This window comes from Enterococcus sp. AMC1157 (assembly GCF_058216555.1).
Genome location: NZ_CM177099.1, coordinates 1,826,060 through 1,850,759, shown reverse-complemented (window position 1 = coordinate 1,850,759; position 24,700 = coordinate 1,826,060). Strand labels below are relative to the sequence as shown.

Genomic DNA, 24,700 nt, shown 5'->3' with positions numbered 1-24,700 from the left:
CCTCAAAAACAATCATACTTGATGAATTTTGATTTAAAGTTAACGTTTTGTTAACTTTAAATCAAAATAATTAAGATAAAATAGAAATAGTCTATCAATTATTCGAATTTTTACTTTTAGAGAGGAATGCAGAGAAAATGAACTATTTCAAATTATTGGTTTTCTGTAAATTAAGCGAACTAAAAAAAGGAACTGAAGTTGCAAAAGTGCTGAATATCACTGCTTCTACCGTGTCTTTTCACATTCAATCATTAGAAAAAGAATTAGGTGTACAACTGTTTTATCGAAAGATGGGGAATTTTATCTTAACCTCTCAAGGAGAAATCATCTTCGGCTACGCCAAACGAATTGTTCATTTACAGGATGAACTACTTTATTTTGCTCAATCCAATCACCAAGGAGTACGGGGAACTTTTCGAATTGGTGTCAGTGGGTTAGCCAATCAAATTTTTGTTCCTGAAATCATTCATAGTTTTTCTACCGATTATCCACAAATTCAATTATCTGTGACCTCCTCTACCTCACCAGAAATCGAAGAAATGGTCGCAAATTTTGAATTAGATTATGGTATTTTAATTGGGTCTCCAAAAAAACATCCTGAATTGAACTATGTAAAGATCGGAAATGACCGTTTGAAATTAGTTTTTGGCAATAACCATTCATTTAACAAAAAAGAAAGTATCCAAAAAGCCGATATTTTAAATCAAAAAATCCTGTTCCATGAAAAACAGAGCTCTAGTAAATTCCTTTTAGAACAGTGGCTAGGTTGTCCAATCACAGATTTAAATCGAATTGAATTAGATTCAATTACCACCATGAAAAAAATTCTGGAATATGGACAAACGATTGCCTTTATTTCCGAATATTTAGTTCAAGAAGAACTTGCCAACCATTCATTAGCCAGCAAAGACTTATCGACCTTCGATCTCACTCGTACCATTTATTTAGTGCGAAATAAAGAAGTCATGGACAATGCCATTGGAGAGAATTTTAAAAGAAAATTGCATGAGATTACGGAGAAGTTGGAGTTGGGGGTGTGAGATATGGAATAAAGTGATATTGTCTACATTTATATTTATGGAAAAAAACATAAATAGTTACGATAAATCAGAACAAAGATATAATAAGTTATATAAATAATTAGTAACAAAATAAGTATCTATATACATTGACCCTATTCAATTAAAAAAATCTGAACTCTTATCACATAAGGGTTCAGATTTTTAATTAACTTAAAACAATTTTCTTCATATCTACAAAGACATACTTTCTCTATTTTATAATGAGTACATCTTTCCAATTTTCTGTGAAGCCAATTTTTTTCAATAAAATTATCTCAGGGTTTTCTTCTATCCAAATTTTTATACCTTCCAAAAATCCATTCCATTCACTTTGTACAGTCAAAGAATGAAAAGTAAGTATATTCTTCATAGCCATCATATATGCAAATAAATCTCTGTTATGCGTTTTTTTCTTTCCATATTTCTTTATTTTGCGAAAATCTTCTGAAAAAATACTTGGCGATCCAATATTAAAATTATTTCTGTATAATCTACCATAATGAGCACAGACATTTCTGATGTACCAAGTTGAAGAAAACTAACCAAACATTTTCTTTATGATTTCATCACTATAAATATTTTTATTTATTCTATTTAATGATAAAAATGAATCTTTTATCCACTGCACTTTTATATCTTCTCTAACAGATGAAATAAAACCCGTCATTTCCCCAAATGTAAGTTCTGGCACAATAACCCAGAAAGGAATTTCACCATTTTTGTACTCTATATGATGTGAAATCGGCAAAGTCTTTATTCTATCTTGAACTCGATTATTTATAACACTCTTCTCATCAATAAATTTATCGAAAGAAGCATATATTTCACAATCTAGGTAACATTCACCTTTTTGCAAATCCCCAGAATAATTTTCACATAAGCTTTTTAAAAATGATGATTTCAACATTAATTCTATCTGACCTGTTATTCTATTAAGCTCGGATCTCAAAAACATATTAAAATCATACAAAATCATGCAATCTGAAAATGAATATATTTTTTCTTCAATGCTAGGTAAATGTTTTCGATAGATCGAAAAAGAATAATAGTTCGTATATGTAAAAAATTCTTCAGCAAACAATCTCTCGTTTTCGTTAAAAGTCAATGGATTAACTTTAGCACATTCTAATTTTTTTATAAGCTCATTTATAGTACAAAATGGTTTCATCTTTTTATCTTCATCAATTGTAGCTTTAAAATTTTCTATTTTTTTATCCATTTATTATCTCCTAAAAAAAAAAAAAAGACTCGTAACGCTTTGTTTAAAAAAACAGGGAACGATACAAGTGCTAGTATCATTATGATTAATCATTGTTCATAAGAATGCAAGCCATTAAAATTTTTTTACCAAATTATTCTCGTAATTTTTATTTTCAACATGACTTCGTATCCACTCCTGTTGATCTTATATCACAACATTTATAGTTTGTGAGCTATTGTTCTATGCAACTAGTCTTATCATTTTGATATCTTTACTCAATCAGATGGAAACTTAGTCTAAATTTTAAATTCTAACCAAACAAAAAAGCTGAACCCTTATCAGATAAGGATTCAGCCTATAATTTAAATGAATTAGTTTTCTTCGCCTACGAATGGAAGTAATCCCATGATACGTGCGCGTTTGATTGCAACTGTTAATTTACGTTGGTTTTTAGCACCAGTACCAGTTACACGACGAGGTAAAATTTTACCACGTTCTGAGATAAATCTTTTTAGCAATTCAAGATCTTTATAATCAACATGTTCGATATGATTTGCTGCAAGATAGTCTACTTTACGACGTTTACGTCCGCCTCTTCTTTGTTGTGCCATCCTATTTCCCTCCTATCAAATTTCTTAGAATGGTAAATCATCATCTGAAATGTCTAGTGTCGAGCCTCCGAATGGATCAGAGTTGTCTCGATCAAAGCTCGGCATTCCGCTTGATGGTTGAGATGATTGACTGTTATTTTGATTAAAGTTGTTGTTATTGCTGCCGAAGCTAGATTGATTATTTGAACTATAATCTCCACTATCATTGCCACGACGCTGTTCATTTGCTGAACGAGACTCTAACAATTGGAAGTTGTCTGCAACAACTTCTGTAACATAAACTCTTTGACCTTGTTGGTTTTCATAGTTTCTAGTTTGGATACGGCCTGTAACTCCTAGCAATGTACCTTTACGGGCATAATTTGCCATCGTTTCTGCAGGTTTTCTCCAAATAACACAGTTGATAAAATCGGCTTCTCTTTCTCCACTTTGATTCGTAAAGTTACGATTCACAGCTAATGAGAAAGTTGCTACAGCTGTACCGTTAGCGGTATAGCGTAAATCAGGATCTCTTGTCAATCTTCCGACCAATACAACATTATTAATCAAAATTCATCATCCCTTCATCGTTATTTTGTTTCACGTGAAACAAGTTTTATGCTTCTTCTCTAACAATCATGTGACGGATAATATCGTCGTTGATTTTAGCAAGACGATCAAATTCGTTGATTGCACTTGCGCTTGATGGAGCAGAAACTTTAACGATGTGATAGATACCTTCGCGGAATCCATTCATTTCATACGCTAGACGGCGTTTTTCCCAAAGTTTTGACTCAAGAACTTCCGCTCCGTTATCAGTCAAAATTGCGTCGAAACGTTCGACTAAAGCAGTTTTTGCTTCTTCATCAATGTTCGGACGAATGATATAAAGAATTTCATATTTCGTGTTTTCCATTGATTTTCACCTCCCTATGGACTTTGGCCCCTAATCTTTGTTAGGAGCAGAGAGTGGTCGTCTAAGACTACTCACAAACACAAATTATACACTTTTATCCCAACTAATGCAAGTTATTTCTCATGATTGTTGAATGAATTTGATTTCACTCTTACTTACGCAAAAAATGGCGATTTTTTTTATTATATAGAATAAAAGTTGATTTTTTTTTCAAACAAAAAGACAACCAAAACGATTGTCTTTTTTATCTTTATTTCAATTTCACCACAAATGCTTGCCAAGGAGTAAGTTCCATGTCTGCTAAAGAGGTAATTTCATCTGCTGTATTTTGAATTAGAACTTCTGCTACCTGCTCTACTGAAGAGAAAGATTGGTTATTATTTGAGAAGTTAGTCACGATTAACCATCGTTCACCTTGGTATGATCGAATATAACTGAACACTTCATCCTGAGTAGTCATTAATTCAAACTCGCCCCAAATCATAATTGGATGCTCTTTACGTAGTTGAACCAATTTTTGATAGGTATAAAAAATGGAGTCTTTATCTGCCAAGGCTTGGGAGACATTGATTTCTTGGTAATTTTTATTCAAAGCCAACCAAGGAGTACCCTCGGTAAAGCCTCCATTGCGATTGGCTGTCCAAGCGATTGGACGACGAGCATTATCTCGACCTTTGGCATTAATTGACGCAATGATATCTTCTTTTTCATAACCTTGCGCTAATCGTTCGTTGTACATATTCACTGTTTCAATATCTTTGGCTTGAGAAATATCGGTAATAGCCGTGTTGGTCATCCCGATTTCTTCCCCTTGATAGATATAAGGAGTGCCCTTCATCATGTGTAAAAGAATTGCTAACATCTTGGCACTTTCCACACGGTACTCTTGGTCGTTCCCCCAACGAGAAAGCATGCGGGGTAAATCATGGTTGTTCCAAAACAGAGAGTTCCAACCTTCATTACCTAGTTCAGTTTGCCATTTGGCTAAAACCGTTTTTAATTCGGCAATTTCAACAGGTTTTAAATCCCATTTTTCTTTACCTTGTTGTTGGTCCAAGCCGATGTGTTCAAACTGGAAGACCATTGATAATTCTTTGCGTTCAGGATTGGAATACAATTTAGCAATTTCTGGTGTGGCTCCCCAAGTTTCACCTACCGTTAATAAATCATGATTGCCAAACGTGGCTTGATTCATTTCTTGTAAATATTCATGTAACTTCGGACCGTTTCCAGTAATTCCTTCCATTGGAATTTTTCCGACTAAATCGATCACATCCATTCGGAAACCGCCGATCCCTTTATCAATCCAAAAATTCATCATGTCATAAACTGCTTGGCGCATCTCTTGATTTTCCCAATTCAAATCGGGTTGTTTTTTACTGAATAAGTGTAAATAATATTGATCACTTGTTTCATCCAATTCCCAAGCCGTTCCTGAGAAAGTTGAACGTAAGCCATTAGGAACGCCACCATCTTCTGCTGGATCTGCCCAAACATAATAATCTCTGTAAGGATTGTCTTGTCCTTTTTTCGCTTCGATAAACCAACGATGTTCATCAGAAGTGTGATTGACTACTAAATCCATCACCACTTTGATGTCGCGTTTATTTGCCTCGGCTATAAATTCATCCATATCATCCATCGTTCCAAATTCATCCATAATCGCTTGATAATCGGAGATATCATAGCCATTGTCATCATTCGGCGATTGATAAACGGGTGATAGCCATATCGCACCAATCCCCAAATTTTGTAAATAATCTAATTCACTAATCATGCCACGGATATCACCAATTCCATCGCCATTACTATCTTTAAAGCTACGTGGATAAATTTGATAAACCACGACCTCTTGCCACCAATGTTTTGTCATATTAATAATCACCTCTATGAATATTCTCAAATATTTAAAAGAAGAATACCCTTCTATTTATTATTCTATTCTCCCGTAATTCCTGACTTGTCAATACTTTCTACAAACCATTTTTGAACGAATAGATAAAAAATTATCATCGGAAGAATACTTAATATTGTCCCTGAGAAAACAATCGCTTCAGTATAACTTAAATTAGGATTAACACTAGGATCTCCAAATTGACTTGTATTTTGTACTACATTTTGAAAAGAACTTTCCAGTGAATTTAGTAAAATCGGAACAGTGGGAACATTGCCTTCTAAATAAAAAGATGTAATCAAGGTTTCATTCCAATATAAAGAAAAAGCATATATTCCTACAATTACGAATGCGGGTTTAACCATAGGTAAAGCAATTCGTAAAAAAGTTTTGAATGCTCCTGCTCCATCTAAAAATGCAGCTTCTTCTAGAGCAGTTGGTATCATTTTGAAAAACTGATAAAAAATCAAAATAAAGAGTGCGGCTTGTTCTCCCTGCCCTAATATTCCAGGTAGAATCAAAGAGCCGATATTCCCGTTTAAACCCATTCTTGAAAAAATTTGGTATCTAGGAATAAAAAATAAAACTTTCGGAGCTAAATAGGTAAAAAGAATTAAAGCAAATATTAAATTCTTAAATGGAAACTTAAATCTGGCTAATCCATAAGCGATTACAGATGATGACAAGATAAGCGCGAAAGTTGCTGAAGCCGACACAAATATTGTCGTTAAATAGGAGCCTGGTAGACGCAAAGCACGCCATGCCAATTTATAATTCGTCAAATACACCTCAGAAGGAATCCATTCAATTGTACTGTTTGCCAAATCAAGATTAGACATAAAACTAATTGCTAACATATTCAAAAGAGGAAATAGGAAGACAAATCCAAAAATTGCCAGAACAATATAGATTGTAGACTTTCCTAAAATACCATCACTGAGAGTTGAACCTAAGATTTTTTTCTTCATTCGAAGTTTGTTATTTTTATACCAAAAAAATAACGATTTATTTTCTTTTGAAATTTCTTTATCCATAATTACACTCCTCATATTTAGCTTCTCTTTTTCCTACTACGCAATGAAAAATATAAAATACCAATTAATAACAATTGGAAAAATGTATATATAATTGACATCGCAGAGGCGTACCCTTCTCTTCTAGCACCATCATAAGTTGATTCTAAAATAATAGATATTATAGGGTTAGCTTCAAAGTTAGCTAAAAATACAACCACAAAAACAACACAAACATTTACTAGAGGAAAAATCGTAGGTAATGTTATCTTCCAAAAAGTAACCCATGGTGAAGCTCCGTCTATAGAAGCAGCTTCATATACACTTGGATTTACATTTTGTAAAGATGCAAGGAAAATGAGAATAGGTACCGCACAATACCATAATAATTCGGTTACTTTTTCAAATAATTCCAAAATTACAATAGCAATTTCTTCTGAAGGTATGATTGTTTGGAGTATATCCATGACAATACGATTAGATGTAAAGCTAGATCCACCATAATTTTGCATATTCATTATTAATTTTCCACTTAGGATGATAATAGGTAAAAAGAAAATTAGACGAAATATCCAATTGGCACTAACTTTCTGATTCAATAATACTGCAATCATTATTGACAATGAAACAATCACAGGAACCTGGACAATTGTTGAGACAAGAAAATCATGTAATTCCACAATAAAATCCGTATCTTGAAATAAAATTCGACTGTAATTTTCTAATCCAACCCATCTATATCTCCAACCCGATCTAATTCCGTAAGAAACATCATTAAAACTAAAAGATATTGTTCGAAAGAACGGATAGGCTACTAAAAGAAGAAAACCTATTATCCAAGGTGAGACGAAAAGGAGACCCGTCAAAGCTTTTTTCTTTTGCATACTTATATTTTTCATTTAACGATCACTCCTTTTCTTTCTATCTCAATTTCTTCATTTTTATAATCTCGATCGTTGTAATTAATCCATATAGTTTTTCCATTACTATACCTAATATTAACGATACCCTCTTCAACAATTTTGTGATCAACCATCTCTTCACCTATAACTTCTGATAATACAGAGTTAATTGATTGATAGTAATTTTCCATACGATTTTCTAAATATCTATATTCCGATACCGAAATATTGTTAGATGGAGTTTCTTTTAATTTGTATGCTGATTCATCTGTCATTAAGAAACTAGGGTATAAACCAAATTCAATCAATTTTAATGCTGTTTTCTGGTCATTTGATGCATTATTCAAATAAGTTGAATACATTTCTGTTTGACCACTCAGAATCAATTGTAGTAATGGAACTGTTTCATCAGCAAAAGAAAGGTTTGATGAAAAATATGGTGTATCAAAATGCTTGTTCAAATAAGGATATAAATATGCATTTGGTGAATACAGGCTGATTTTTATTTCATTTTCAGTAAGGTATTCCAGTAAATGAGATGTATTCGCCATATTTGTTAGACTATTTGTAAAGTTATCTTGATCAAAATGAGTAAAGATATTCGTATTCAAACCATCTACTGCTAATGAGTCAATTGAAAAATCATTCAAAAACTCTATATCTTTTTTTATAAAATTCGAATAATATTTCGGATTATTTAGATATGCCAGCATCTCATTTTCACTATTTAGAATAGTAAAAGTACTTCTGTTCATCTTGTAAGCAGCAAATTGAGTATCATTAAAATAGGATTTTGAATAGTCAACATAATAATTAAAATCAACGTTATCACGTTTAAAACCATCCAATACCTCTCTTAATTTATTCTTACCTCCTAGACTATTGAACGAATTTATTCCATATTGCCATTTTTCTTTATTAAAAGTTTTAAATGTAATATCTAGAGTTGTGTAACCTTTTTCTTGAAGTTGATTAACAACTTCTGCAGCATTCTCATAAGTTGTTAATACAACTTCTTCAAGGCCTAGACTACCTTCCTTCATTTCATTAGTTATGAAATCTATTTTCATAGGTATTTGGTTATCATTTTGTTTCTTCGAATCTTCAAAATCATATTTCTTTTCTAAAAATGAACGGTATTTCTTTGCTACTCCAACATAATCAGCCTGCTCTTCTAAAAACACATAACGCTGAACTAAATCAAAAGAATTAGGTTTTTCTTGATAATCTAAAAGAAATTGATCTTGGTTAACTCGACTTTGAAGTTGTGCATAAACTGTACGATAGGTATAAGTAAAATAAGACTGATAATATCTAGTATCAGTATTTTTTGGACGATAGTTATACGTTGCATAACTTTCTCCATTTTCTGCAATTACTAATAATCCTTTGTGACCTTCATCATGAATAATTCCATAGATTGGTAAAGTCACATGCTCCAATGGTTTTGATGAAAATTTTCGTTGTTTAGGATTATTTTCATATCCATTGTCTTTTCCGTAAACAAATCCAGAATATCCATCACTAGATTTCGGTATGTCACTTAAATTTACTAAAACACCCGCTCCGTCAGGTATGACAACATAACCATTTTCTTGCCCTTCAGTACTTCCTAAAAATGGAAATATTGTAATTTGATTTAAATAGGTATTATTTTTGCCAGTCTTTCCTAGGTTTTCATTATATTCTTCTACACTGTCTGCAGGAATATGGACCAATAAATCTCCACCTTGAATTGATATGGAAACGTCAAATTTGATTTTTTGAAGAGTAAAGTCAACAGTTACTATAACTCCATTTTGTTTCTGCTGAATTTCTTTTTCCACACCAGCATCTAAAATAGTTCGTCTGCTTGGAGTATTTCCATCATAAGTTGTAATTGAAATTCCTGATTGAATATAATTAATAATCTCTTGGCTATATCCATCGGCAGCTAAATCTGACTCAGTATCATACGATGCCCAAACCGTTCCACTTGTTTTATCAACTATAGCAATTGCTATAGTTTCTTCCTCAACGAATAGTTCTAATTGGTCATTTTCAGCTATTTTTTTAAAGGAAGTAGGAATATCTTCACTTTTGTTATCCGTTGTTATTACACCTAATTGATCATTGACTACAATTTTTTCAAAATTAGGTTCAATTATCTTTGTATCACTTACTTTTTCTGTTCGACTAATTGAGAAAAAGAAGATAATACCTATTACGATAAACAAAACAATAAAAATTGTATTCTGTATTTTTTTCTTCAACGTCTTCTCACCTCGGTTATAATATCAACAACAAATCCAACTAATTGACTTCCTAGAGTATAGAGAACAAAAATGAAAATCCCTATAATCAACATTGTGAAGATACTTTTTAAAATAATACTAACTGTTTCACCAACCTCATAATTATGAAGGTCTTTAATCATAAAGAAAAACAACCCTATAATCCACACGAGCATCAAAACTTGGGGTAGATAATAAAATACTGACTGTTCTAATGTTAATACATTACTAAATAATATTACCGCTGGCATAACATAGAGTAATGGTGTCATAGCATATGCTACTCCATTATAAGTTTGAATTAATGTACCCTCTCCATCACTAATTGAACAAATTAAATACGTAGAAGCAATCCACAAGATAAATAGGAATATTACGATAGATAGTTGATAAGCTATAAATTGGTCTCTAGGAACAAAAATAACATTTGAAAATTTGTAATAACAAAGATAGAGTAAAATATAACTTAAATATAAAAATGTTGTGAAAAATTTTGAAACACGTTTTGTTTTTTTGATTTCATAAATACCATCTAAAGGTGATTTATTGAACTCAAATATAAATAAAAAGTTATCAATAAATCTATAATTTTTTAGAGGACTCAGTTTAGATTTTAATCGTTTCGAGTATCCATATTTCTTATTAAAAAAGCGATAAAAATAGAAAAGAACTATGATTAATAAAAAAATTGTAAAGATAACATTTAATTTTTCTGACAACCAAACTTGACGTATCTCCCAAAATGCCTCAGAAATTCCTTCATTATTTTGGGCCAAAGAAAATTCATCCAGAGCTTTCGTATATTCACCTTCACGAGTAAAGGCATTTCCTAGACCAATTCGTGAATTATCATAGACAGAATTGTATTGCAAAGTGTATTCCCATAGAGATTGACTTTTAGCATAGTCTCCTGATTGGTAACTCTCCATCGCACGATGAACAGCATCTGAAAAACTAGTTCGATCATAAACCTGAATGTTCGCAGAACCTTGATCAACCACAAATAATTGATCCAGAGAATTTGAAGCAATGCTAATCGGACGTTTCAATATTCCGAAACGACTTGAGTTCACATCATTTCCACCAAACATAAATAATAATTTCCCTTGAGAATCATATTCATATATCCAACCATCTGATGTAAGAGCATAAATATTATCATATTGACCTGCCCAAATACTTTCCATATTAAAATCACCAATAAGGTCGTCAGAAAAATAATTTTTTCCTGAGACATTGAATTTTTTTACTGGGGATTTTTCAATTGAAGATGTTGCTGTATAAATAAAACCTTTACTGTCAACGGCAACATTCGAAATAATATCTGGGAAAAAAGTCCCTAAATCTCTCTTTTGTTTTTCTGTTAAGAAAATGGAACGAACTTGATCTAGAAGTGGAACATTAATTGTATTTGCACCGAAAAAAGTAATAAATTCCCCTTCTCGATTCAACATCATTAAACCGTTACTTGATTCCGTACCTCTAACATATATATTTCCACGAACATCTACAGCTATATGAGTAGGTTTAAAAGCATAACCTTCTTTAAATACTGGAGAATCTGGTGTACCAATAGTATCTAATAATTCATGACTAAATTTGTCAAACAATAAAATTTTAGCATCAGAATCATCTACAACATAAATTATATCTTCAGAAACAAAAGTACTTTTAGCTGTTGCCCATTCATTACTTGCTAACTCACCACTATAATTATATGTCGAATCTAAAATAAAAATTTTATTCAAATCACTGTCGGTAATATAGATATAATCATCTTTGTCAACAAAAATATGCTCAGGGACTTTTAATCTTTGTCCATTAAGAGTACTAATTTTCGTCTTTGGAGTATATGCAGTTTGCGTTCGTAATAATTCATTTTGGCTATCACTAGTAAATGTATAATATGGAATTTCATCTGCAAAAATAGTTATTTTTCCTTGTAAAGTAATTATGACTAGTAATAGCAAAAGTAATATCTTTTTTATTTTTTTCATATCATTTAATCCCCGTATGTGCCATTGAATTCATGACTTTATTTTGAAGAATGATAAATAAAATCAAATTAGGTAAAAACATCAATAAACTCCCTACTGCTTCAACACCTGCACTCGCTACCATATTCCCTGTCTGAGAAGATAAAGTTGACATATAAAACGGTAGAGTCCTAATTGATTCCTTATCCATAAAAATAGAAGAAGCTTCTAAATTACCCCAAACAGACTGGAAGGTTAATAACGATACTGTAATCATAGGAGCTTTTATATTAGGTAAAATAATACTCCAGTAAATTCGAGCATAATTAGCCCCATCCATTCGTGCAGCTTCAATTAAAGAATCAGGTATCTGATCAATAAATTGTTTTAAAAGAAATAACCCAATTGGCATAGCGAGCATCGGAACCACATGTGCCCAAATTGAATTATAAAGTCCTAAATTTACGATAATAAGAAATCTTGGAATTGCAACTGCTATTGGGACAAACATTAACGCAATTGTATTAATTTTATTAAATGTTTCTTTACCAGTAAATTGAAGTTTAGATAAGGCAAACGATGCTGCAGTACTAATTAATAAAGTTAATATAATCAATACAGACGCCACAAGAATACTATTAAAAATATAACGACTCAGTGGTATTCCTGATTCATTTGAAAAGTTCATTAAAAGCCGAAAGTTTTCAATAGTTGGCCTATTTACAAAAAACTTAGGTGGATAGGCAAATAATTCAGTAAAAGGTTTAAATGCATGGTTAACTATATAGATAATCGGTAATCCCATAATTAATGAAACTAGTATAAGGATGATATGAATTTTTATTTGATCTTTATGAAAACCTTTAGGAGCAACTTTAACTGGACTAGACAAGATTTTTCACCACTTTCTTTTTTTATTCGCTAAACAATTTATAGCTTATCTTATTAAATAGAGTGACTATTAATAATAGTACTACTGTAATTGCAGAAGCATAACCTAACTCATATCTTACAAAACCAAAATCTTGTGCATGATCTACAACTAACCATCCAGCATATTGAGGAGGAGGAGTACCTCCACTTAAAGAGGCTGCCATTCCTGCTGTATTAAAAGTACCTACGATAGACATTACCGCCCCAAATAACATTTGGGGTTTCATTGATGGAATCGTAATATAAAAAATCTCTTGCCAACGATTTTTTATTCCATCTATGGCACCAGCTTCATACAAACTGCGGTCAATATTCAGTAAACCACCTAGCATTGCAAGAAACCCAACACCCATACTGCTCCAGATACCTATAAATATCATCACAACAAATAAAATTGTTGGATCTTGTAAAAATTGAATTGGTTCTTTAATAATGTTCAAATTGATCAACCAATAGTTTAAATAGCCTGTTTCATCTCCACTAAAAAGAACACGCCAAACTGTTCCCATCATAACTGCTCCAGTAATTGAAGGTGAATAAACAATAACAGTGTAAATTGTACGCATTCTATGAGGAACTTGTGAAATCAACCAGGCTAATATAAATGACAAAATATAGCCTAGTGGACCAACAATAACCCCATATAAAATTGTGTTCATTAATGCATTTTGAAGAAAAACGCTATCTCCCATAATTAAATCAATATAATTTTGAAAACCAACAAATCTAGGTATTTCTACAGTATTGAAATACGTAAATGAAAGTAAAGCAGCCACAATAATTGGTAACAGAATCAACAAACCAAATAGCATAGCGTAAGGTGTGATGAATAAAAATGGAGAATCACCAACGTTTTGTAAAAATTTGTTTATTTTTGCCTTATTAATTTTTTGATTTTTATCTATATTTTCCGTTTGAGCCTCATTCATTTTCTTTTCTCACCCAACTCTCTACATTTTCTAAAACGGGAACTTTATAAGGTTTAACTAATTCAGTTCCCTCGATATAACCAAATTCTCTTAGTTTTCGTTCTAACTCTTTATCAATAATTCTTATTGATTGATCAATAGCGATACGAGGATTTTCTCCATCGACAACTACTTTATTCCAAGCATTGCTAAGCTCTCTTTCTAAAGCGTAGTCTCCAGGAACTCTACCAGTTGTACGCATCCACTCCCATTGATCTAAAATTACTTGTTTAGAATCCGACGGCCAACTACTTTTTTCAAATGCTTCTATATTTGCTGTTGCATATAAAAACTGACTTCCCAAAGTAGATTGAATATCATATGAAAATGTTGCTTGAGTGGTTGAAGATGTCCACCATTTGATAAATTCCCAGCTTTTATCCTTTTTATCACTTTCACTAAAAATAATTGAATTATTGCCATAAGTTGGATCCCATCTCTCAATTACTCCATCATCATTTTCTACACCCGGAATTGGAAGAATTCCCCATTGACCAGCCAATTCAGGTGCTGCATGTTTTAATTGAATATAGAGATTGGCATCTGCAATACCAATAGGAATCTTGCCATCACGAAAGCTTTGAAAGAATTCCGAAGTTGTCACGGGCATATTGTAAACAGTAAATAAACTTGTCATAAAATCAAACGCTTCATATGCACCATCTAAATGAATTTCAGCTTTATTTCCAGTATCGTTGTACAACCTACCTCCAAATTGATAAATAAAAGGTGTCGTATTATCTAACCCTTTAAAAGCATTATTAGCACCTAATGGTATATATGCATTCATATCGTATCTCTGAAGCATCGGAATCAAACTTACAACTTCTTCCCAAGTTTGAGGTGGCTCTTCTCCAATTCTATTTAATAAATCTTTTCGATAATATAATAATTTTACTGTTTGAGTTTCTGGTATTCCATAAACCCCTTCGTCATAAATCAATTGAGTGAATGAATTCGGATTAAATTCTTTTGTTAAATCATAAAATCCGTCGTAACCTCTTAAATCTTCAATGATTCCTCGTAAACCAAGTTCAAATGGCATATTATGTGAAACGCTCAATGCCGCATCAGGAACGCTTGATGCAGCGTTACTTAACACAATTCTTTGCTCATCGGGTAATAATGATAAATTTACTTTAATATTGGTTTCTGGAGTAAATTGTTCATCTATTAATCGTTGCATAATCTCCATATTTAAACGAGATTGGTTAACCCAAACTTCGATTGTATCAGCATCTACCTCATCCGCTTCACTATATCTGGGGTTAAAGAAAGAATAAGTAAATGCTTTCGTTCCTTCCCAGATAGTAGAAAGGATATTTGCTTTTGCTTTTGGAAGCTCTATGTCTGAAGAATGAACGAAAAATTTATCAAGATTCAATGGATTCGTTACTAAACTAGGAAGAACGGATTGAATACGACCATAAGCTGAACTATCACCTTCACTAAATCGTTTCATATAATTTGGAATATCATTAGGTTTTTTATAAAAATCTTCCAACATATTTATAGCAATCTCTATTTCAGTAATCACTGGTAAACGATCATTTCCTAATAATTCACTTAAGGCATTTTTTTGTTCTTTTAATCTTAAAATTAGACCACTCAGATAGGTTTTTATATCTGGCATATATCTTTCAATCCGCCAATTTCTGTTCTTATCTTCTACCCCACCAGTTAATTGAGTTATTTCATTTGCTAATAATTCAATTCCTTGCAATGATCCTAATAATTCATGATAAATAGTCGCAACATCTGAATTATTTATAGATAAAGTTAATGTATGATCACCTTCTGTAAGATAGATATAATAAGGCTCTCCCTCTTCATTTTCTAAAGTTAAATTCCTCCAGTTTGCAGCGTATTCAAAGCTATATAATGATAATTCTTCGAAAGGAACCTCTCCATCAATTTCAATTCTTCTCCGTGTAGGCATTCCATTATTAGTATTTTGAAAATACTTTAAACTCAATGCATAAAAACCGCTTTCATTAACTGAAAAATCATAACTAACTGTATCTCCTGCATCAGCAAAAGAATCTCCATCGAGAATATTTAATACTCGTGTTTTATATTCATACGGCGTAACTAGAGAGTCTCGTAAATACTTTGGACGGATACTTTGACGACTTTTTGAAGACATGTTTTCTGCTTCAATTAAAGTTATTTGATTTTGAATCACTGCACTATCACGATAACTATCTTTATATTCATCGTAAGTTGGTACTTTCTCTATCCTATTGGTAAACACTATATCTCCAAATAATAACGAACCTTCATTGACTGTTAACTTGATTTCATTATTCCCTTTAGCTAGCTTAAATTTTAAAGGGGTTGCAGAAAAATGATTTGGATCAAATAAAGCTTTTGTTTCCCAATGAGATTTCAACAGTGAACGTGGTGGTAATTCATCACCATAGCGATCAAGTCTTGCTTCTCCAATTAAGTTTTCTGGTTCCCATTCGGTTGATAATTGTATTAAATTCGTTTCATTGTATTGATTTTCATTATTAATTTCAATAGAAATTTCAGGAGTCGAAATCGTGTTATCCAAAATGTAATAATCTAACCATATCTCATAAAGACCTTCTTGTTTTGTTTCAATTGAAAAGATGAATTCATCCTGAGGTTCTACATGTGTCACCTCTGTTGGATAGTCTTTACTTTCACTTTTTTCTAACTGCTCGCCACCAACTCTTTCTGCAGGAACATTTGTATAAGTTTCTTTTGGTAGCTCCAAATCTTCTTCCATCCATTGTTTTAAAACAGTATAATAATTGCTTTCTGATGATGAACTAGCAATATATGCTTCAATCGTTTGTTTACTTATTTCTTGATCCGATTTTGATAATTCTTCCTCGAAGGGGTTTCTCATATTATATTTGCCTACGATAAGTATCACAGCTACACAAATGGTGGCCAGTAAAACAATACCTCCAAATAATAATTTCTTTTTCTTTATCAAAACTACCCCGCCTATCATTGGTTTATTGTTTCTAACTTAAAAATTACTTTGAGTTAAATACTTAATACTATATCAGTGTGCTAATTTGTTCATATTTCAAAATAAAAAAATAATTAAATTTAATCTCATATCCAATTTTTTTCAAGATTAATACCTATGTTTTTTTAATCCAAAAGTTGATAAATTATTAAATAATTAATAATATTCTATGTTAATAATAAAAATTCTATAATGCGTGTACTAAATGTTATTTCATAGTACACGCATAAAGAAAACAAATCATCGATATCTATATTTTATTTTGATAATATTGATGATTTGATTGAAATATATTAATGACTATATTGACGCATGTAATCTTCTAATTGCTCATTTATTTTAAGATCCCATTCTCCAGCTATATCATTAAATTTGACACCTTCATCTCGAATTTGATGCATGATTTCCCAAGTATTTACATTTCCTTGTACACTAGAAAAACCTGGCATTTGTCGAGGATATGCAACTGGGTTAGAAAGTTGTTGTTGGAACGACTCTTCTTTGAAAGCATCAAAATTATATACTGCAAGTTCACTATCTTCAGAAAATCCTTTTACGAATGGATGTTCTGCTAAAATTTCTGGATTAGTTGTAACTGGCCATCCTTGAATAAAGTCCAATAATCTATCTTCTGCTCTCAATGGGGCATCCTCTGGTAATCCAGTATATTCATCAATTAGTGACCATCTTGATAATAATCCCTCTTCACTATAAGTAAGCCATTTTACTAATTGGAAGGCAGCTTCTGCTTTTACCGGATTTTCTTCTAATTGACTTGAGATGCTAAGAGTGTCATAGTATGCAGCTAAGTTTGTTTGACCTCCTTCAGGTGCTGTTGGCATTGGATAGATTTCTATATCCATATTACGATCTATAATAAAATCGTTTACATTACCGCTAAGTTCATACATCCAAGCACTATCAATCACTTGCAATCCATCACCAAAAGCCCATCCAAGATTTCCTACTTTTGCAATCCGTTCTTCTTCACTTAAATCATAGAAATGAAGTCCTTCTTGGGCTTCTTTAGCTTCTTGTTCAAACCACTGACCAAATCTTGTAGAATTTGCTAAATCCCATTCTTGTTTTTCAATATTATATCCTTTCCATCCATTTGGAATGCCATCAAAATAATGTGGTCCAATTTCTGAAAAGTTAACAATTCCAGGGAAAATTGGATTATTAGGTGTTAATACTGCAATTTGTTTTCTCAAATCTTCGTAATCATCATATGTCCAATTAAACTCAGGAATAGCAATATTGTTCTCTCTGAGTAATTTTGTGTTAATCAAAACATATTGCGATACAGACATCCAAGGCAATCCATAAATTGTTTCTCCATCGTAGCTAGTCATAAATTCTCTTGCATTTTCTGAAATCCATTGGGATTCTTCATCACTTTCGACATATGGAGTTAAATCAAGTGAAAATTCTCTGTCATAAACTTCTGCTGATAGTGGAGAATAGTAAATATCCGGCAATTTACCTTCTTGTGCTAAAGCATTCAACATATCTAATTGCTCAAAATCATCTGCCTCTCCCGAAGCAAATTTCTGATCACGTGTAACAGTTATATTAGGATACTTAGACATAAATTTTTCGATATTTAACCACATAGGGTTTTCTTCGTTAGAACTACCGTAGAAGCCACTGGCGAAAGAAAGTTCAATCTCTTCTTCCATCCAATCAGGAATATCATTTTCATCTTCATCAATATTTACATAATCTGCAAATTCTGAAGAATTTGGAATACTACCTCCACTTTCATCACTTTCATTATTATTTCCTCCACATGCAGTCAACAATAATGTAGACGAAGCCAAAATTATTAAACTTGAAAATTTACATTTTTTCATAATACTCACCTTTCTATAATTATTAGTAGATAAAATATTTTTACTTTAATTTAGAATTATAAGCGCTTACGTTTATCAGATAACAAATACTCCTTTCTTTTCCAGTAAATTTCCGCTATTAGTAAACGTTTACGTAAAGGTTAATAAGATATATTTTATCTTATTAACCTATTTCTATAAATACGATTGATTAGTATTCTAGGTCTTGTACAGTACTTCTTTCAATAATTTGAAATGGAAAAACTTGTGATTTGATGGCTTTTCCTTTTTTCAAAAAATCGATAATAAATAGACTACTTTGTATACCCATGTCGTAAAATGGCTGTTTTACGGTAGTAAGAGAAGGTGTCGTCATCCAAGCAATATTAGAATCATCATAGCCCATTACAGATAAATCTTCGGGTATTCTAATAGAATGTCTTTTAGCAATTGAAATAATTCCTAATGCTGTCTCATCACTTGCGCTAATTATAGCTGTTGGTTCTAATTTTTTTTCTAAATAATAAGACATCGCTTCTTGACCAGCATCAAAGGAATAATCTCCCGAAAAAATAAGATTAGTATCAGTTTTTATTCCATATTTTTTCAAACAATCAAGATAACCTTCAATTCTAGGTTTCCCTGCTATAGGATCATTTTTATTTATTCCTGCTAACCCAATTTTACTATGTTTTTTTAAAATTAAATATTCTGTTGCTGCATAGATCGCTTCATAGTCATCTACTTTGATAAAAGGAATACTTTCATTTTGACTTTTCGTTGAAAGTAAGATTGTTGGTAACTTCATATCATTGATTAAATTGATTTGTTCTTCATTTAAATTTATAGAAACAATTATTATCCCATCAACTCTTCTTGTTCCCATCAATTTAAGACTACTTGTTACCCTCCTTCCCTCAACACCTGCATGCGTTAAAATTACACTGTATCCTTGTTTGTGTGCTGTATCTTCAATACCATTAACAATATCTCCATAAAAACTTGTATTTACATTGGGAATTACTACTCCAATAGTATGTGATTTTTTTGTTACTAGACTTGTTGCATTTTCATTTTTTGAATATCCAAGTTCTTCGATTGCTTTTTCTACTTTTTTTTGTGTTTCTTTACTGTAACCGCCTAAATCATTAATCACACGTGAAACAGTCGCAATTGAAACATCAGCTACTCTTGCTATGTCTTTGATTGTTGGTATCATATTTATCTCCTTGATCTATTAAACACTTGTTAATTAATTCGTCTAGCATTATTTTAAAATCATTAATTGAAGATTACAAGATACTCTTTATTTTATTCTATTAATTTTTTTTTAAATAAATCATATTCCAATATTCCAGTGACGGTATCGAGACTTTGATATAACTTCCTTTATCATCTGTTCCCTTTTCCATCTCTAATTCTTTGGAAGCAGATTTAAACTCAGGATCTGGAGATGTTATCCAAGCAGATTGAATATCTTCCTCAGTATAAAAAGTTAACTTTAAATCTCTTAATTTTTCTGGAGTTTCCTTATGACCATCATTGGCACGCCAATCATTTTTTGTTACACCAACTAAATTAATTAATTGAATTGTCTCGTAGTTCTCATCTTCCTTACTATATGCCCAAATACTATCAGCAATTCCAAATCGAGAAATTTTATGATCCTCAATTTCTATATTTTTTTTACTATCTTCCAAACCATCTCGTAATAAATTTTCATAAGCTACAATAAAATTTTGTAAATCTTTTTGTCTGTTTTTGTGTTCATCACTCATTAATAAGTTTTTAGATGGGAAATACTCATTTGAAAGCATGTGGTGTCCATCACCCAACTCAATTCTAGAACCACCTGCAGCATATACGGAAGCAGCTGTTAATAATACTGCAGACATATTAAATTCTTGATTTTTTGCACCTTGTGCATAATCATATTCCATATACGCTGGTACAATTAAAGACTTACCTCCACTTTCTTTTCTAGAAATATCAATCTCTTCTTTGATTGCATTATAGGAATCAAATTTAGTTCCTTGACTATTTGTATCCCATGGCCAAATTTCAGCATACAAAACATCAACATCAGATTTAGATACATTTTCAAGTCCTTGTGCCCCAACAGGATTAAAAGATAAATAATAATCTCCTAATTGTTTTTTAGCTTCATTTAAAAATTGAGTATACCCATCCTTAACGTATTTTCCTTTAGCATCTGTTCCGATTTCATCGTATGTCCACATGCTTCCCCATTCTCCAACAGTATCACCGTGCCATCCATCGAATCCCATTTCTTCTAAAGCTTTTATATTTTTTTCGATAATATAATCTTGCCACTCTTTATTTTCTATATCAAAGAAAAATAAATCTGATTGACCTGATGGACTTTCTCCCATACGAAAAGTAAAACGATCTCCTTTTTGTTTACCTTCTTCACCATGATCTTCGGCATAATAAAGTCCCCATTCATCTTTGATACCGTATTCACTATAGTTATTTGTTGCACCATAAATCATATTATAAGACATATTTATCATGTTTTTTGCTTTAGCATTATTGATATAACTTTTGATTGTTTCTCCACTTATTTCTCTTCCTGCCCAATCTTTCCAAGACATACTATTATCTTCAGGGATTGGTTGATGATGGAGGTATTTCCAATCATAATACTCAATACTGTTTAACTGCATATCTTTCATTTGTTCTATAATCAGTTCAGTATCAACGTTTGAAGCAAAATTTGTTAAATATCCAAAACGAGGAAATTTTGTCCAAGTAGAAGAAATATCTACCGCTGAAGTGATTTCACTCAGCTCTTCTCCTTTTTCGTTATATAGAGTAGCTTTTACCATGTATCCTTTAAAATCATCTTCAGGAGCTTGCCAAGTTATATTAATTTTCTGTTCATTTTCTTCAAAAGACCAATTTCCTTCTAATTTGTCAATTTCTTTTTCTAAATGAAAAATTGAAAGTGAGTAATTTCCCTTTTTTAAAGTATCTGATTCTAGAAATATACTAAAATCAATCAAATCACCGGGAGAGTACATAGCTTTTTCAGTAGTTAATTTATTTATCATAATAGAACCTTTCATAGTATTTTTTGGATATTTCAAGAATAGGACTAAAACTAGCGAGAGTACTATTAATAGCATAGGTATAATAATTTTTTTCTTATTATTCATAAAATTCCTCCGATTCTAAATAGATTTTTAGTCTAAGAACACTTCTTTCAATCCTCTTAAATTTTCATAATCTCCATTCTTTCATAGAACTATCAATAGATTTTTACACTAAGTTACTAATGAAACTACTAAATATCTATTCAGATAAATAATAAATATTTTGAGGAATGATATTCAGTTTATGTAACATCAAAATAATACAATTAACTTAATAATAATTGCTATATCTTCAGTCCTAATATCTTTAATAAATTATATACACATTACGTAAACGTTTACGTATACAAGATAACCTACTATTTTATTATTGTCAACCACTAAAAACAAAAAAATGAATTCGGTTACAGAATTTAGTTGTATCATTCAAAAAAAATTATCAATTTAGTTTTAACCGCTTGGATAACCAAAAAAGAAAGCACCTAAAAAGATGCTTCCCTTTCAACTATTCTTCTGTTGTTTCTGTTGTTTCTGTCGTTTCAGTTGTCTCTGCAGCTTCTTCCTCAGCTTCCGGTTCGACAGTAGCCATAGTGACTACTTTAGAATCTTCTTCCATCTTCATCAAACGAACCCCTAAAGTTGAACGTCCTGTTTGAGAAACAGTATCGACATTAAAGCGGATAATGACGCCTCTATTGGTAATCAACATAATGTCTTCATCGCCTTTGACCGTGGTCAAACCAGCAAGTGGACCATTTTTTGGTGTAATATTAGCGGTCTTAATCCCTTTACCACCACGACCTTTGATTGGATATTCCGAACCTGCTGTTCGTTTTCCATAACCGTTTTCGGTAATAACTAATACTTCATCTTCATCACGAATGACTGAAACGCCAATCACATAATCTTCTTCCCGTAAACGAATCCCGCGAACCCCAGCAGCAGTTCGTCCCATATCACGAACAACTTCTTCTTTAAAGGTCACAGAATAACCTTTGTGAGTTCCGATGATAATCACATCTTCACCATTAGTTGGTAAGACATCGACTAATTCATCGCCATCTTTCAGACCGATTGCAATCAATCCATTGCTACGAATATTAGCAAAAGCCATTACCGAGGTACGTTTTACTACGCCATATTTGGTTGTAAAGAACAAGTAATTTCCTTCTTCTGGTTGCTCAGAAATCGAAATAATGGTTTGAATGCGTTCGTTAGAATCAATTCCTAGTAGGTTAATAACTGGAATTCCTTTGGCTGTCCGACCATATTCTGGAATTTCATACCCTTTGGCACGGTAGACTTTTCCGGCATTGGTAAAGAACAGCAAAGTATCATGGGTTGAACATGATAGCAAGGTTTTTACGAAGTCTTCATCGTGTACACCCATCCCTTGAACCCCACGACCACCACGACGTTGGGCACGGAACTCACTGTTTGCTACGCGTTTAATATAGCCATTGTTGGTTAGGGTAATCACGATTTCTTCTTCTTCGATTAAATCTTCGTCTTCCAAGCTTAAAACTTCTCCGACTAATAATTCCGTACGACGAGCATCACCAAAACGTTGACCTACTTCATGTAGTTCGGTTTGAATAATTTCCATCACACGTTCTGGACGAGCCAGAATATCGGTCAAATCAGCAATTTGTTTCAATAATTCTTGATATTCGCCTTCGATTTTGTCACGTTCCAAACCAGTTAAACGGCGTAGACGCATATCTAAAATCGCTTGTGCTTGGCGATCAGACAATTCAAAACGTTCAATCATCGTAGCTTTGGCTTCCCCATCGGTTGCCGATCCACGGATAATCGCAATGATTTCATCAATATGATCCAAAGCAATGCGTAAACCTTCTAAAATGTGGGCACGCGCTTCGGCTTTTTCTTTTTCAAAAATAGTTCGACGAGTAATGACTTCTTTTTGATGTTCAATGTAGTTTTCCAAAATTCGTTTTAAGCTTAGAATTTTTGGCACACCTTTTTCAATGGCTAACATATTAAACCCAAATGAAGATTGTAAGGCGGTCATTTTGTATAAATTATTCAAAATAACTGATGCACTCACGTCACGGCGCACGTCAATAACAATTCGCATCCCTTCACGAGAAGACTCATCTCGTAAATCGGTAATGCCTTCGATTCGTTTGTCTCGGTGCAATTCAGAAATACGTTCAATTAATTTTGCTTTATTAACCATGTAAGGTAATTCCGTAACTAAAATACGTTCTTTACCATTTGGCATCTCGGTAATTTCAACTTTTGCTCGAACGATAATTGAACCTTTACCCGTTTCATAGGCACGACGAATGCCTGATTTCCCCATCACCAAACCACCTGTTGGGAAGTCTGGTCCAGGTAGAGCTTCCATCAACTCATTGGTTGTCGCTTCTGGATTTTCCATCAAAATATCAATCGCTGCAATTACTTCGTTTAAATTATGTGGTGGAATATTAGTTGCCATTCCCACCGCAATCCCTGTAGTTCCGTTAACTAACAAGTTAGGGAATCTTGCAGGTAATACTTTTGGTTCACGTTCAGTATCATCATAGTTACTTACAAAATCAACAGTATTTTTATTGATATCTCGCAACATTTCAACAGCTAATTTACTCATACGAGCTTCGGTATAACGCATCGCCGCAGCACCATCTCCATCGACGGAACCAAAGTTACCATGACCATCAACTAACATCGAACGGTAACTAAATGGTTGCGCCATACGAACCATTGATTCATAAATCGCACTGTCTCCATGTGGATGGTATTTACCCATAACATCCCCAACGATACGTGCTGACTTTTTATGTGGTTTATCTGGGGTCACACCCAGCTCATTCATTCCATACAAGATTCGGCGGTGAACAGGTTTTAATCCATCACGAACATCAGGTAAGGCCCTTGCGACAATAACACTCATGGCATAATCAATAAAGGATTCACGCATTTCGCTGGATAGATTGACGTCCTGAATGTTTTTCTTTTGATCTTCCAAAATTTCTCCCCCTTATATTT

At 32.4% G+C, this 24,700-nt stretch carries 17 protein-coding genes; 1 reads left to right on the top strand and 16 read right to left on the bottom strand.

The genetic code is table 11. The features are described 5' to 3' along the window. Positions 1-137: 137 nt before the first annotated feature. Positions 138-1,040 carry a LysR substrate-binding domain-containing protein gene (locus AC4BBX_RS08790; RefSeq protein ID WP_490453491.1) on the top strand — a complete coding sequence of 301 codons (903 nt, stop codon included), beginning with the start codon at positions 138-140 and terminating at the stop codon, positions 1,038-1,040. A gap of 559 nt (positions 1,041-1,599) precedes the next feature. Here AC4BBX_RS08790 and AC4BBX_RS08785 read toward each other — a convergent pair. The 16 genes from AC4BBX_RS08785 to gyrA form a co-directional block, all read right to left on the bottom strand. Continuing rightward, positions 1,600-2,280 carry an Abi family protein gene (locus AC4BBX_RS08785; protein ID WP_490453490.1) on the bottom strand — a complete coding sequence of 227 codons (681 nt, stop codon included), beginning with the start codon at positions 2,278-2,280 and terminating at the stop codon, positions 1,600-1,602. 353 nt (positions 2,281-2,633) lie between these two features. Further along, the gene (gene rpsR, locus AC4BBX_RS08780; protein WP_490453489.1) at positions 2,634-2,873 is read right to left on the bottom strand and encodes a 30S ribosomal protein S18; all 240 of its coding nucleotides are present in this window, start codon (positions 2,871-2,873) and stop codon (positions 2,634-2,636) included. Positions 2,874-2,897: 24 nt separating this feature from the next. Continuing rightward, on the bottom strand, positions 2,898-3,422 hold the full coding sequence (gene ssb / locus AC4BBX_RS08775; protein ID WP_490453488.1) for a single-stranded DNA-binding protein: 525 nt from the start codon (positions 3,420-3,422) through the stop codon (positions 2,898-2,900). 46 nt (positions 3,423-3,468) lie between these two features. After that, positions 3,469-3,768: a 30S ribosomal protein S6 gene (gene rpsF / locus AC4BBX_RS08770; protein ID WP_490453487.1), complete on the bottom strand. Its 300-nt coding sequence runs from the start codon at positions 3,766-3,768 to the stop codon at positions 3,469-3,471. Between the two features lie 250 nt (positions 3,769-4,018). Then, the gene (locus AC4BBX_RS08765; RefSeq protein WP_490453486.1) at positions 4,019-5,641 is read right to left on the bottom strand and encodes a glycoside hydrolase family 13 protein; all 1,623 of its coding nucleotides are present in this window, start codon (positions 5,639-5,641) and stop codon (positions 4,019-4,021) included. A 65-nt stretch (positions 5,642-5,706) separates the two neighbouring features. Next, complete coding sequence (locus AC4BBX_RS08760) at positions 5,707-6,696, bottom strand: carbohydrate ABC transporter permease (protein WP_490453485.1); 990 nt, start codon at positions 6,694-6,696, stop codon at positions 5,707-5,709. A gap of 17 nt (positions 6,697-6,713) precedes the next feature. Next, entirely contained in the window at positions 6,714-7,574 is an 861-nt protein-coding gene (locus AC4BBX_RS08755) for a carbohydrate ABC transporter permease (RefSeq protein ID WP_490453484.1), read from the bottom strand. Next, the gene (locus AC4BBX_RS08750; RefSeq protein WP_490453483.1) at positions 7,571-9,829 is read right to left on the bottom strand and encodes a DUF5696 domain-containing protein; all 2,259 of its coding nucleotides are present in this window, start codon (positions 9,827-9,829) and stop codon (positions 7,571-7,573) included. The genes AC4BBX_RS08755 and AC4BBX_RS08750 overlap by 4 nt, the downstream gene beginning before the upstream one ends. Continuing rightward, the gene (locus AC4BBX_RS08745) at positions 9,826-11,847 is read right to left on the bottom strand and encodes a YIP1 family protein (RefSeq protein WP_490453482.1); all 2,022 of its coding nucleotides are present in this window, start codon (positions 11,845-11,847) and stop codon (positions 9,826-9,828) included. The genes AC4BBX_RS08750 and AC4BBX_RS08745 overlap by 4 nt, the downstream gene beginning before the upstream one ends. 1 nt (position 11,848) lies before the next feature. Next, a complete protein-coding gene (locus AC4BBX_RS08740; RefSeq protein ID WP_490453481.1) occupies positions 11,849-12,718 on the bottom strand; it encodes a carbohydrate ABC transporter permease in 870 nt (289 codons plus the stop codon). Positions 12,719-12,740: 22 nt separating this feature from the next. Continuing rightward, the gene (locus tag AC4BBX_RS08735) at positions 12,741-13,688 is read right to left on the bottom strand and encodes a carbohydrate ABC transporter permease (RefSeq protein WP_490453480.1); all 948 of its coding nucleotides are present in this window, start codon (positions 13,686-13,688) and stop codon (positions 12,741-12,743) included. Beyond that, positions 13,681-16,605 carry an extracellular solute-binding protein gene (locus AC4BBX_RS08730; protein WP_490453479.1) on the bottom strand — a complete coding sequence of 975 codons (2,925 nt, stop codon included), beginning with the start codon at positions 16,603-16,605 and terminating at the stop codon, positions 13,681-13,683. Before AC4BBX_RS08730 ends, AC4BBX_RS08735 begins: the two co-directional genes overlap by 8 nt. Positions 16,606-17,027: 422 nt before the next feature. Beyond that, entirely contained in the window at positions 17,028-18,590 is a 1,563-nt protein-coding gene (locus tag AC4BBX_RS08725) for an ABC transporter substrate-binding protein (protein WP_490453478.1), read from the bottom strand. A 190-nt stretch (positions 18,591-18,780) separates the two neighbouring features. After that, positions 18,781-19,788 (bottom strand): LacI family DNA-binding transcriptional regulator, encoded by a 1,008-nt coding sequence (locus AC4BBX_RS08720; protein ID WP_490453477.1) that lies wholly within the window; start codon positions 19,786-19,788, stop codon positions 18,781-18,783. A 100-nt stretch (positions 19,789-19,888) separates the two neighbouring features. Further along, on the bottom strand, positions 19,889-21,748 hold the full coding sequence (locus AC4BBX_RS08715) for a glycoside hydrolase family 66 protein (protein WP_490453476.1): 1,860 nt from the start codon (positions 21,746-21,748) through the stop codon (positions 19,889-19,891). A gap of 442 nt (positions 21,749-22,190) precedes the next feature. Next, on the bottom strand, positions 22,191-24,680 hold the full coding sequence (gene gyrA / locus AC4BBX_RS08710; protein ID WP_490453475.1) for a DNA gyrase subunit A: 2,490 nt from the start codon (positions 24,678-24,680) through the stop codon (positions 22,191-22,193). Positions 24,681-24,700: the final 20 nt, after the last annotated feature.